The 12,395-nt window shown below is 68.7% G+C and carries 11 protein-coding genes and 1 pseudogene; 10 read left to right on the top strand and 2 right to left on the bottom strand.

Features of this window, described 5'->3' with window-relative positions; translation table 11 throughout:
• The first annotated feature begins 288 nt into the window (after positions 1 to 288).
• From LVB77_RS02530 to LVB77_RS02540, 3 genes and pseudogenes are all read left to right on the top strand, one after another.
• Positions 289 to 1,383 (top strand): hypothetical protein, encoded by a 1,095-nt coding sequence (locus tag LVB77_RS02530; protein WP_232908657.1) that lies wholly within the window; start codon positions 289 to 291, stop codon positions 1,381 to 1,383.
• A gap of 350 nt (positions 1,384 to 1,733) precedes the next feature.
• A pseudogene (locus LVB77_RS02535) lies at positions 1,734 to 2,009 on the top strand (DUF4156 domain-containing protein); the annotation flags it as partial.
• 275 nt (positions 2,010 to 2,284) lie between these two features.
• Complete coding sequence (locus LVB77_RS02540) at positions 2,285 to 3,301, top strand: 3-oxoacyl-ACP synthase III (RefSeq protein ID WP_232908658.1); 1,017 nt, start codon at positions 2,285 to 2,287, stop codon at positions 3,299 to 3,301.
• A 60-nt stretch (positions 3,302 to 3,361) separates the two neighbouring features.
• On the opposite strand, the gene LVB77_RS02545 is transcribed toward LVB77_RS02540, so the two are convergent.
• Both LVB77_RS02545 and LVB77_RS02550 read right to left on the bottom strand, forming a co-directional pair.
• Positions 3,362 to 4,372, bottom strand: coding sequence for a helix-turn-helix domain-containing protein (locus tag LVB77_RS02545; RefSeq protein ID WP_232908659.1), 1,011 nt, complete (start codon positions 4,370 to 4,372; stop codon positions 3,362 to 3,364).
• 64 nt (positions 4,373 to 4,436) lie between these two features.
• The gene (locus LVB77_RS02550) at positions 4,437 to 4,733 is read right to left on the bottom strand and encodes a hypothetical protein (RefSeq protein ID WP_232908660.1); all 297 of its coding nucleotides are present in this window, start codon (positions 4,731 to 4,733) and stop codon (positions 4,437 to 4,439) included.
• Between the two features lie 485 nt (positions 4,734 to 5,218).
• On the opposite strand from LVB77_RS02550, the gene LVB77_RS02555 reads away from it, so the two are divergent.
• The 7 genes from LVB77_RS02555 to LVB77_RS02585 all read left to right on the top strand — a co-directional run bounded on the left by LVB77_RS02555 (position 5,219) and on the right by LVB77_RS02585 (position 12,220).
• Entirely contained in the window at positions 5,219 to 5,461 is a 243-nt protein-coding gene (locus tag LVB77_RS02555; RefSeq protein WP_232908661.1) for a hypothetical protein, read from the top strand.
• A 133-nt stretch (positions 5,462 to 5,594) separates the two neighbouring features.
• On the top strand, positions 5,595 to 6,068 hold the full coding sequence (locus LVB77_RS02560) for a hypothetical protein (protein ID WP_232908662.1): 474 nt from the start codon (positions 5,595 to 5,597) through the stop codon (positions 6,066 to 6,068).
• Between the two features lie 55 nt (positions 6,069 to 6,123).
• A complete protein-coding gene (locus tag LVB77_RS02565; RefSeq protein ID WP_232908663.1) occupies positions 6,124 to 7,980 on the top strand; it encodes an XVIPCD domain-containing protein in 1,857 nt (618 codons plus the stop codon).
• 211 nt (positions 7,981 to 8,191) lie between these two features.
• Complete coding sequence (locus LVB77_RS02570; protein WP_115861097.1) at positions 8,192 to 8,824, top strand: YjfI family protein; 633 nt, start codon at positions 8,192 to 8,194, stop codon at positions 8,822 to 8,824.
• 20 nt (positions 8,825 to 8,844) lie between these two features.
• Positions 8,845 to 9,537, top strand: a complete 693-nt coding sequence (locus tag LVB77_RS02575; RefSeq protein WP_232908664.1) for a PspA/IM30 family protein — start codon at positions 8,845 to 8,847, stop codon at positions 9,535 to 9,537.
• A gap of 36 nt (positions 9,538 to 9,573) precedes the next feature.
• Positions 9,574 to 10,206: a hypothetical protein gene (locus LVB77_RS02580; RefSeq protein ID WP_232908665.1), complete on the top strand. Its 633-nt coding sequence runs from the start codon at positions 9,574 to 9,576 to the stop codon at positions 10,204 to 10,206.
• Between the two features lie 40 nt (positions 10,207 to 10,246).
• Entirely contained in the window at positions 10,247 to 12,220 is a 1,974-nt protein-coding gene (locus LVB77_RS02585; protein ID WP_232908666.1) for a flotillin family protein, read from the top strand.
• The last annotated feature ends 175 nt before the right edge of the window (positions 12,221 to 12,395 follow it).

Genomic DNA, 12,395 nt, shown 5'->3' on the forward strand with positions numbered 1-12,395 from the left:
CCGTTGCGCATCGCGCCTTTCGTCGGATGGCCGCGCGCGCTCATGGCGAGCGCCGCCTCGCGGGCTTCGGTGTGTTGCGCCGCTGTCCGCAGCGACGCGTGGCATTGGGTGCCGTTGCGCTGGGCCGCTGCGGCCCTCTGCGCGCGGCGATCGCGGCCTTGCCGGCTGCTGCCGGAAACGTAGCCAGAAAACGCCCGTTATCAACGGCGTTCGATGCCGGCGATGCCGGGTTCCGCCACGGTGAAGTCTGCTATTGTTTCAGCAATGTAACAGTATGTGACTGGTTTTATGGTGAGGCAGATCCAGACATTCGTGGCGGCGGAACGCTTCGTCATCCTGCATTACCACACGTTCAAGAATGCGGGCAGCACGATCGACTACGCGCTGCATCGCAACTTCGGCGAAGGATTGGTCGCGTTTCACGGTGGCTACGACGACGCGATGCTGGGCGCCGACCATGTTGCGGGTCTGGTGGGCAGCGATCTGTCCATCCGTGCGCTCACCAGCCACCACTTGCGCTATCCCAAGCCAGTGGTGCGCGGCACGCGCTTCATCGATTTCTGCTTCATCCGTCATCCGCTGGATCGGATCCGATCGCTTTATCACTACGGCCTTAAGCTGGAACCCACGACCTGGCTGGGCGGGCTTGCGCAGTCGTTCGATGAGCGGGGGTTTGTCGCGCATCTTGTTCTGCATGCGCCGCATGCGATCAACGATGTGCAGGTCAATCTGCTGGCCTGCGCCGGCTTCTACGCGCGCCCGCCCGGTGCGGCCGATTTGCAGGACGCGTGCGCGGTCGTCGATCGGGCGTGCGCTTTGGGTATCGTCGATATGTTCGACATCAGCATGGTGTCGATCGAGCACTACCTCAGGCCGATGTTCCCGGCCCTCTCGATGGAATATGTACCGCAGAACGTCTCGTCGCCGCAGGAGCCCGGACGCGAAGAGGGCGCCTATGGTCTGGCCGCCGCGTGCCGGCAAGTGTGGGGAGATGCCCTGTATGCGCAGGTCGTCGCCTTGAACGAGCAAGACCTGCGTCTGTATGCGAAGGCGAGGGAAGAAGTGATGCGCCGCTATGCGCTGGTGCCCAATGGCGAAGCGCGCTTGCTTGAATTCCGCGAACGTTGCGCGGCGTTGGCCGAGTCGCTGAAGCCGCCGCCGAGTCCTGAGCCGTCGGAGTTGGACGCGGCATGCCAGGGTGAGGCGACCGAGGGCCCGACGCAATCCGGGGTCTCGACAGAATCTGACGCGGTCCAGGTCTTGCCGGAATCCGAAGTGTCCGCGGTCCCGGAGGCGTTCGAAGTAGCCCAGGCCCCGGCGGAAACCGAGGAATTCGCGGCGCTCGCGGACTCGGAGCAATCCGTCCAACGCCAGGGCGGTTAACCGGGCACCGATGCCGGCCGTCCTGGCCCGGCGAACGTCGCCCCCGTCCGGCCAAGCCGGGCTCGCCGGCCTGGCCGATTCGCGCATCCGCGCCGATCGCCGTCCGGTCCGCCGCGTTCCCACGAATGACGGCTGCGCAGGGGCGGCCCCAGCCTGCGGTGAGCCGCGCGCGAGCGGCGGTGTCGCGCGTATCCAGGCTGCGCGCCCGCGCCGCCATCGCGGCCCCCTAGCGACGGCCGCCGCGCCCAGTCCTCCCAAATTCACGCAACTGCCGCCAGAATGCGCGTCACCCACGACGCCCTCCGCCGGAGTTCCGCATGCCTCGTTCGCTCGCCGTTTCCCTGTTCGCCATGGTGGTCCTCGGCGGTTGCACCTGGGTGCAGATGGCGCCCGGCGCCTCCTCGGTGCGCGTGCTCAGCGGCGGCGCCGCGCCGGCCTGCGAGAAGCGCGGTGAGGTCGCGGTGTCGGTCAAGGACAGCGTCGCCTTCTACGAACGCAACGCCCTGCGCGTGACCGAGGAGCTGGAAACCCTGGCCCGCAACGAGGCCCCGGGCCTGCAGGCCGACACCATCCAGCCCCTGGCCCCGCCGGCCAACGGCGAGCAGCGCTACGCCGCCTACCGCTGCGGCGGCGCGGTCCCGGCCGCCGGCCGGCCGGCGGCGGCGCCCTCGGAGTCGGCCAAGACCTACCCGGTCGGCGGCTGAGGCCGTTTCGGCGGGTTGCGCCCCGCCAGGCGGCCTCCAGCGGGTCGCGAACCCGGCTGGCACGCTTCCGGTGCCCCTCGGCACGGGCTGAATCCTTCAGCCCGTGGCGCCCATTCAGTGGCCCGGGCGACACCATTTAATGCAGGGCGGCCTGGAACCCGTTAATCTTTCGTGTTTCCGCTCACGGTTCGCCGCCCATGCTGTTCCAACATGTCGCCATCGCCGGTCTTGCCCACATCGACGCGCCGCGTCGTCTGAGCTCGGACGAGATCAACGAACGCCTCAAGCCGACCCTCGACCGGCTCGGCATCAAGGCCGATGTGCTCAAGGACATCGCCGGCATCCACGCGCGCCGCTTGTGGGATGGCGACATGCTCGCCTCCGACGCCGCCACCCTGGCCGGCGTGAAGGCGCTGGCCGACGCCGGCATCGAGCCCGACCGCGTCGGCCTGCTGGTCAACACCTCGGTCAGCCGCGACTACCTCGAGCCGTCCACCGCCAGCATCGTCAGCGGCAACCTCGGCCTGTCCGAGCATTGCCAGAACTTCGACGTCGCCAACGCCTGCCTGGCCTTCATCAACGGCATGGACATCGCCGCGCGCATGATCGAGCGCGGCGAGATCGACTACGCCCTGGTCGTGGACGGCGAGACCGCCGGTCTGGCCTACGAGAAGACCCTGGAGCGCCTGACCTCGCCCGACGCCACCGCCGAGCAGTTCCGCAACGAGCTGGCCACCCTGACCCTGGGCTGCGGCGCCGCCGCCATGGTCATGGCGCGCGCCGAACTCGCGCCGGGCGCGCCGCGCTACCGCGGCGGCGTCACCCGCGCCGCCACGCAGTGGAACAGCCTGTGCCGCGGCAACCTGGACCGCATGGTCACCGACACCAAGATGCTGCTGACCGAGGGCCTCAAGCTCGCCCAGCGCACCTGGATCGCCGCGATCGGCGCGCTGGGCTGGGTCGCCGACGAACTCGACGAGTTCGTGATCCACCAGGTCAGCCAGGTCCACACCCAGGCCTTCATCAAGGCCTTCGGCATCGACCCGAAGAAGGTTCTGACCATCTTCAACGAGCACGGCAACATCGGTCCGGCCTCGGTGCCGATCGTGCTGAGCAAGCTGCGTGAGATGGGCCGCCTGAAGAAGGGCGACCGCGTGGCCCTGCTGGGCATCGGTTCGGGCCTGAACTGCTCGATGGCCGAAGTGGTCTGGTAAGCGCGGACCGCCGTGCCTGCGAAAGCCCGCGCACCGCGCGGGCTTTTCGTTTGTGCGGGGCTAAAAGTGTTCCAGCAGCGCGACCAGCGGCAGCGACGCGCCACCATCGCCCACCGCGACATGGCGCGGCGGCGACAGCGGCAGCTCGCGCGCCTGCGCCGGCGTGCAGCCGAAGGCCTGTTTGAACGCGCGCGCGAAATGACTGTCGCTGCTGAAGCCGTGGCGGTAGGCCAGCGCCTTGGCCGGCGCGTCGGCGCGACCTGAGCTGAGCAGGTAATGGATACGGCGCAGGCGCCGGCGCTGCACGTAACGGGCCACGCCGCCGAGGCCGCAGAACAGCCGGTACAGGCTGGAACGCGACAGTCCCAGCGCGGCGCAGATGCGCTCAGGGCCCAGCGACGGCGACTCCAGATGCTGGTCGATGTAGCGGCGCACGCGCTCGAAGCGGCCATGCAGCAGTTCGCCGCGCGCGCGCTCGAGCGTGTCGCGGCCGGGCGCCAGGCAGGCCGCCAGCAGGCGCTCGGTCGCCGGCGCCACGGCCGCGAGTTCGGTCGCGCCCAGGCGCGGCAGGGCCCGGCTCAGCGATAGCAAGTGATCGGCCAGGAGATGGCCCAGTTCGCCCTCGGCCAGGCTGACGTGGCGCAGCGCGAACGCCGGCGGCAGCGCATCGCGCGGAATCGCCAGGGTGATCGCATCGCCCAGCGGCAGTTCGCCGCTCAGCGCCTGCGCGGCATCGATCAGCAACGGCCGGCCGCGTTCGGCGCGGACCTCGCGCGCGCTCGATGCGAAGCGCGCGTGGCGCGCCAGGCCGATGCGCAGGTAGCAGAAGTCGTAGCCGTCGCGGCGCAGCTTGCCGGCGCCGCGATGGATGCGGGCCAGCGGCGGATTCTCCTGCGGCCAGTGCTGGCGTAGCAGCAGGGTCGATCCCACCCGCCATCCGTCGACGCGGCAGTCGATGCGCGCGTCGCGATCCAGGCGCACGTCGAACAGCGTGCCGAACTCGGCATGCCAACGATCGAAAGCCTGCGCCTCGCTCAGTCCCTGTGTGGAGAAACGATAGTGCCGTTCCACGCGCCGCTCCATGGCAGACCGGCGCCGCGGTGCGCGGCGCCGGCTGCGACCATCTTAGGCGCGGTCAATCGTTGTAGGGGCCGTCGCCCTCGTGTCCGTCGACCATGAAGCCGGCCGTGGCCGGAATCGGCCCGTCGCAGGCGCCCTCCGAGGCGGGCCAGACCCAGTACCCCACTTCCCAGGTGCCGTAGTAGCCGGGGTTGTAGCGTCTGCCCCGCACCGAGCAATACCTCTGCGTCGGCTCGGTGCCACCGCCACCGCCGATCACACCGCCACCGCCGCCGGGTGGGATACGCGCTTGGGTCGGCGCCGCGGCTAGCAGCACCGATACCGCGATCAGGCTGACCAATGTGAGTTTCATATCACTTCCTTTTGATAGAGGACGGAATCGCCGGCACGCCGGCCGGCCGGCGCATGGCACGGCGAGCATTCCTCAGCGCGCGCGCGATCGCGAGGCCTGCGCGTTCCAGTTCATTGCCTGTGCGTCCCAGCGGCCGAGGTGCCGGCTGGACGCCGCGGCGGCTGGCATCTGTATGGCGTACTGGATGCGCATCCGGTGTGTTGACGCTCCATGGCGCGCGTGTGCCTCTGGCCCTTATGGCGAACGAGCGTGCGGCCTCCGCCGTGCGGCGGTCGTCCTTGCCGTCAGGATCGGTTCGAGGCTTGGATCGCGCGCGGGGCGGGCACGTTATTCCGTCGGGGCGCGCATGCCGTGGCCACGAGCGCCGCAACGCATGCGGCGCGTGCCGCGCATCGCGGAAGCGTCGAGTCGCTGGCGAGTGATAGGAATCTTCATCCGCGTCGCGCTAGCATCGGACCCCCGATCGCCCACCGCACAGGACGCCCATGACGACCCCCAAGAGCCATCTCGAAATCGCCCTCGCCTCGATCCCGGTGTTCACCAACGACGGCGAACTGGACGCGCAGGAATTCGACAAGCTGCTCGCGCTGGCGCTGCGCGACCAGAGCATCGACGACGACGAGAAGCGCGTGCTGGGCAACATCTTCAAGCAGGCCGAACTGGGCGAGCTGGACGCGAACGTGAAGACGCGCATCGCCGAGGCGCGGCGCCTGCACGGCATCGCCTGAAGCCCAGCCGACGGCGCGGTGCCCGCGCCCTGGCGGCGTCCGAACCGCGTTCGGGTGCCGCCAGCGTTGTCGCCAGGGGCGACGCGGGTGCATGCTGGCCGCTGAGTGGTGCCAATCCATCAAGGAGCGATGCATGCGTGGTTCCGTCTACAGTCTGGCCCTGCCGTTGCTGCTCGCGGGCTGCGCCTCGGCGGCGCCGGCCGCGTCCAAGGCCGGCGGCACCGACCTGTGCCAACAGGTGCGGGCCTGGAAAGCGTCCGGCGACTACGCGCGCCGTCAGGTCGCGCCCAGCGGCTCCGACGAGGGCGGCTTGAACTACCGTTTCGATCTGGCCGGTCGCCACGGCCTGAAGTCGGTGTCGGCCGAATGCGGCGCCGGCAGCTATTCCGAATGCCAGTTCGCGGTCGAGCGCGCCGACGGCGGCCGCTACGCCTTCACCGAGCTGTCGCGTTTCGGCCTGATCCTGGTCGAGGACCGCTACTACCTGGTCTACGGCATCGTCGGCGCCAGCAAGGGCAGGGATCCGCATGCCCAGCGTGTGGTCGAACTGAGCGACCCGCCCAAACCCGTATGCGATCAGATCGGAGATTACGCCGATCTGATGTGAACCACCCGCAGTACCCGCGCCCTAGGAAGGGCGGATCACCAGGAGCGATAGCGTCATGGATTACAACGAGCTGACCCAAGAGCAATACAACGAACTGATCAAACGGCTGGTCAAGATCACCGAGTCGCTGCACGAGCGTTCGCAGGACGTCGGCGACGCCCGCGCCACGATCGGCTACGGCTACACCTTCAACCGTTCCAACAACGTCGAGATCTGGGACCGCTCCGGCATCGAGCTGACCCGCGACGAACGCGCGCTGCTGCAGCGCATCGACGAGGCGCCCGCCGCCGACCGCACCCGTCTGGGTCTGACCTTCCCGCGCGCGCTGGACGCGGCCCAGGCCGACCGGCTGCTGGAGGCGTCCATCCCCGAATACGAGGCGCCGGTCAATGCGCTGAACATGCCGATGTCGCGCGAAAAGGCGGCGGCGGTGTCGGTGGTCTACAACCGCGGCGTCGGCTCCTACAACCGCAACATGGAGCCGTTCCGCGACGCGGTCGAGGCCGGCGATCGCGCCGAGGCCTGGTTCGAACTGCGTTACAACTCCTGGGGCTCGCACGCGCCGTCCGAAGGCGGCCTGCGCAAGCGCCGCTACATGGAAGGCCAGCTGTTCGGCCTGTACGACGATCCGGCCAACGTCGGCGCCGACGAGGCGCGCGACGTCTACCGCAGCTTCCAGCTGCACCGCGACCGCATCGTCCGCGACGAAGCCAACTGGGGCGAGTCCATCGACGGCCGCGACGCCGCCCGCAACATGATCGACGCGGCCAACCGCGACTACAGCAACATCACCGCCGACTACGGCGACGTGCAGACCATCCGCGAAGCGCTGACGCCGGCCAAGAACGCCTTGCTCACCGACCTGCGCCGCGAGCATCCCGACCTCGCCGACCGCCTCACCAACGAATCTTTCGAGGCCGGCGCGATCTATCTGGATCCGGGCCGCAACGCCGCCACCGTCGCCGTCGACGCCGAGCACGCCGCCACCCTGGATGCGCGCCGCACCCGCAACAACGCCGAGATCTCCAGCAACGACCTGCTGATCGGCGAGGGCGGCGACGACACCCTGCGCGGCGCGCGCGGCGACGACATCCTGATCGGCGGCGCCGGCCGCGACCGTCTCGAGGGCGGCCAGGGCCGCGACACCTACGTGGTCGGCGATGGCGACACCGTGCTCGACAGCGACCGCATCGGCGAAGTGCGCTGGGGCGGGCAGCAGCTCACCGGCGGCACGCGCAACGAGGGCGACCCCGAAAACACCTACCGTAGCGCCGACGGCCGCTACACCTACCAGCTGCAAGGCACCGACCTGCGCATCACCGACCAGGCCGGCGCCACGGTCACGGTCAAGGAGTTCGAAAGCGGCAACCTGGGCATCACCCTGGGCGCCACCACCCCCGGCGGCGGCACGCGCAGCACCGGCGATGCGCCGGTGACCGCGCCGGCCGAAGACGGGCGCGTGCCGGCCGAACGCACGCCGGCGGAGCGCACGCAGGGCGGCCCGCGCGCCGATGCCGGCGACAACCCCCTGTACCGGCAGTCGCTGGAGCAGGTGCAGGCGCTGTACGACCGCCACGGCAAGAGCGCCAGCCCCGAGGAAATGCAGCGCACGGCGATGGTCGTGGCCGGCGACGCCACGCGTGCGCGCATGACCGGCGTCGACCACCTGGTCTTCAGCCGCGATCCGCAGACCGGCGGCCCCGACCTCAACGGCAACCTGATCGCGGTGCAGGGCCGCCTGGACGATCCCGGCCACCGCTTCAGCGCCACCGCCATCAACGATGCCGCCCGCACCCCGCTGGCCGACTCGCAGCGGCGGCTGGACCAGGCCGGGCAGGACGTGGCCCTGGCCCAGCAGCGCGATCAGTCGCAGTTGGAGCAGCAGGCCCTGGGGCCGCGTCGCATGGGCTAGGCAGGCCGCGATCGATCCACTGCCGCCCGTTCCCGCGGCCCGCTCCGGCGGGCCGCGGTCGTTTGCGGAGGGGCTCGATGTGCCAGGTGGCGCTAAATAAGTGCTTGTTTTTTAAGCGGCCGCACCGGTTCGGCGCAAAGGGCTCGCCGTTTGTCGATTATCACATGTCAGCCGTTGCAGTTGTTACATGTAATGCCGTAATGTGCGCTCCATGGAACGCAAGTCCTCCGCCCACTACCAGCGCCTGCACCGCGATCGCCTGCGGCAGAAGGGGCTGGTCAAGAAGGAGGTCTGGATCCTGCCCGAGTACGGCGACGAACTCGTGGCAGTGGAGAAGCGCATGCGCCAGCCGCGGGGCGCGATGGGTGCCCCGCCGGCGCGATCGGAGAAGGAGAGCGGTATGAGCGAAGCCAAGATGTGGACTGCGGCGGCCCTGTACGACGCGCTGGCGGCCACCGAGCAGTTCCGCAGCGGCGAGTCCCAGGTCGAGCTGATCGAGGGCGCCGAACCCAGCCTGCACGTGGTCATGTCCGAGTACGGCGACCTGCCGTTGTTCGTGGCGGTGGTCGGCGAGCAGATCGTGGTCGAGGCCATGCTGTGGCCGGTGGCCCAGGTCTACGACAGCGCCGCCTTCAACGAGCTGGTCCTGCACGCGCACAAGCTGTTCCCGCTGTCGACCATCGGCATCGAGACCCTGGCCGACGGCGAGGCGGTCTACATCATGTTCGGCGCGCTCAGCGCGGCCTCGTCGCTGTCCAACGTGCTGTTCGAGATCGAGACCCTGTCGGACAACGTGATCAAGGCCACCGAGGCCTACGAAACCCATCTGCGCGAGGCCGCGTAAGCGCGCCCAGGAGAGCAGGCATGAACATCTGGAACAAGCTGATGACCGCCCTGCGCGGCGGCGCCAACGAAGTCGGCGAATCGCTGGTGGACGGCCAGGCGCTGCGCATCCTCGATCAGGAAATCCGCGACGCCGACCTGGAGCTGCGCCGCTCCAAGGAAGCGCTGGCCGAGATCATGGCCAAGCACAAACTGGCCGAGGAACGCTCGGGCAAGTCGAGCGCCAAGGTGGCCGAGTACGAGGCCTACGCGATCAAGGCGCTGGAAGGCGGCGACGAGCCGCTGGCGCGCGAGGTCGCGGCCAAGATCGCGCAACTGGAAGGCAGCCGCGACGGCGACGAGCAGCAGGTGGCGCAGTTCGCCGCCAGCATCGCCGATCTGCGCCGCGCCATCGCCCAGGCCGAAGGCAACATCCGCCGGCTCAAGCAGCAGGTCGACACGGTCAAGGCCACCGAGAGCGTGCAGCGCGCCCAGGCCACCGTCGCCAGCCGCTACAGCGGCTCGCAGACCCGGCTGCAGACCGCGGTGGAATCGCTGGAACGCATCAAGGCCCGTCAGGCCGAGCGCGGCGCGCGCATGAACGCGGCCGCCGAACTGGCCCGCGATGAAGGCCAGGACGCACTGGACACCAAGCTGCGCGAGGCCGGCATCATTGCCGATCCCGCCGGCGCCGACGCGGTACTGGAAAGGCTGAAGCAAAAGAGCGCCGGCTGAGGCCGCGCGCCGCGACATTAGGGGAAGGGGGTCGCGATGTTCTTGTTCCTGCAAATCGTGCTGTCGTTTCCGACCGTGGTGTTCAGCCTGCTGCTGGCCGCCGCGGTCCTGTACTGGCTGGTCGCCGCGCTGGGCCTGCTGGAAATCGACGTGCTCGACGGCTGGTTCGCCGGCGACAGCGCCGACGTGGATGCCGAGGCCATGGCCGGTCCGCTGATGCGTTATGGCCTGGGCGGGGTGCCGCTGACGTTGGTGCTGACGGTGCTGGTGTTTTTCGCCTGGCTGCTGTGCTACTTCGCCGAACTGCTGGTGCTGCGCCATCTCCCCGGCGCGCTGCACTGGGCGGTGGGCGTGGCGGTGGCCGTCGGCGCGCTGGTGGTCTCGGCCTTCGCCACCGGAATCGCCTTGCGCCCCGCGCGCCGCTTCTTCGCCAAGCTCAAGCCCGCGCCGCAGAAGTCGGTGCTGGGCCAGACCGCGATCGTGCGCAGCCCCGAGATCACGCCCAGCCTGGGCATGGCCAGCGTCGAGGACGGCGGCGCCGGCCTGATCCTGCAAGTGCGCGACGAGGGCGGCCGCTACAAGCGCGGCGACCGCGTCGTGCTGATCGAATACCTGCCCGAGCAAAACGCCTACCGCGTGGTCGGCGAAGACGAATTCCAGGGCCTCTGAGCCCGGTAAGCAACACCATCGAGTCATAGGAGACGTTTCGATGATCACCACCATCCTGCCCTTCCTGATCGGCCTCGGCGTGTTCTTCGCCGTGATCGTGGGCTTCTTCGGTCTGTTCAAGGCCTTCTACATCAAGGTGCCGCAGGGCACGGCCCTGATCGTCAACGATCTTTCGTCGACCCCGAAGGTGCATTTCACCGGCGCGCTGGTTTATCCGGTGATCTACAAGAAGGAGCTGATGCAGATCTCCTTGATCACGCTGGAGGTCGACCGCCGCGGCAAGGACGGCCTGATCTGCAAAGACAACATGCGCGCGGACATCACCGTGGCCTTCTACCTGCGCGTCAACGAGACCCAGCAGGACGTGCTGAAGGTGGCCAAGGCCGTCGGCACCGAGCGCGCGTCCGACCGCGCCGCGGTCAACGAGCTGTTCAACGCCAAGTTCTCCGAGTCGCTGAAGACCGTGGGCAAGAAGTTCGAGTTCACCGACCTGTTCGAGAACCGCCAGGACTTCCGCGACCGCGTGCTGGAAACCATCGGCAACGACCTCAACGGCTACCTGCTGGAGGACGTGGCGATCGACTATCTGGAGCAGACCCCGAAGGCCTCGCTGGATCCCAACAACATCCTCGACGCCGAAGGCATCCGCAAGATCACCGAGCTGACCGCCACCCAGAACGTGATCACCAACGAGCTCGAGCGCAACGAGCAGCTGGCGATCACCAAGAAGAACGTGGAAACGCGCGAGTCCATGCTGGCCCTGGAACGCCAGCAGGCCGACGCCGAGGCGCGCCAGAAGCGCGAGATCGAGACCATCAAGGCGCGCGAGGAAGCCGAGACCGCCAAGGTGCGCGAGGAAGAACGCCTCAAGGCCGAGCAGGCGCGCATCGCCGTGCAGGAACAGCTCGACATCCGCGAGGAGAACCGCATGCGCGAAGTCGAAGTCGCGCAGCAGAACCGCCAGCGCGCGGTGGTGATCGAGGTCGAGAAGGTCACCCGCGCCAAGGATCTGGAAGTGGTCTCGCGCGAGCGCGAAGTCGAGCTGCAGAAGATCGACAAGGAAAAGGCCCTGGAAGAGCAGCGCAAGGACATCGCCAACGTGATCCGAGAGCGCATCGCGGTCGAGAAGACCGTGGCCCAGGAAGAGGAGCGCATCAAGGAAGTGCGCGCCGTGTCCGAGGCCGACCGCGCCAAGCAGGTCGTGGTGCTGGCCGCGCAAGCCCAGGCCGAGGAAGAGCTGGTGCGTCTGGTCAAGCAGGCCGAGGCCGACGAGGCCGCGTCCAAGCACAAGGCGGTGGAAATCACCACGCTGGCGCAGGCCGAGCTGGACGCCGCCGGCAAGCAGGCCGAGGCCAAGAAGCGCCTGGCCGAAGGCATCGAGGCCGAGCGCGCCGCGCCCGGTCTGGCCGATGCGCGGGTGCGCGAAGTCACCGCCGGCGCGATCGAGAAGGAAGGTCTGGCCGAGGCGCGCGTGATCGAGGCGCAGGCCGACGCCAAGCAGAAGCAGGGCCTGGCCGACGCCAAGGTGCTGGAGGAAAACCTGTTCGCGCAGGCGCGCGGCGAGGAGCAACTGGGCGCGTCCAAGGCCAAGGCCACCAAGGACCTGGGCCTGTCGGAAGCCGAGGTGCTGCTGCAGAAGTTCAAGTCCGAAGCCGAGGGCCTGGCGCAGAAGTTCGGCGCGCTGGATGCGCTCAGCGACAATGCGCGCGCGCACGAAGAGTTCCGCATGCAGCTGGAGAAGAGCTTCGAGCAGGCGATCGCTTCGATCGAGGCCAACAAGGAAGTCGCCAAGGAGCAGGCCGACGTGCTGGCCGCCGCGCTCAGCAAGGCCAACATCGACATCGTCGGCGGCGAAGGCGAGTTCTTCAATTCCTTCGCCAAGGCGCTGTCGGTGGGCAAGGCCATCGAGGGCGTGGCCGGCAAGAGTCCGATCGTGCAGGACGTGCTGCAGAAGCTGCTGTCGCTGCAGGGCGACAAGGCCGGCAAGTCCGACGGCGCCTCGCTGGCGTCGTGATCGGCGCAAGGCCAGGGTGGCGGGCTTGCCCGCTGCTCTGGCGGCGCCGGACCAGACGCCACCGCCCGTAGCCGCGCATCCTCTCACCCGTAGCGACGTACTCCTCAGGCGTAGCGACGCATTCCCCACTCCGTCATTCCGGCGAAAGCCGGAACCCATTCGATCTTGCGGTTGC

It is taken from the genome of Lysobacter sp. 5GHs7-4 (assembly GCF_021284765.1).
Taxonomy (GTDB): domain Bacteria; phylum Pseudomonadota; class Gammaproteobacteria; order Xanthomonadales; family Xanthomonadaceae; genus Lysobacter.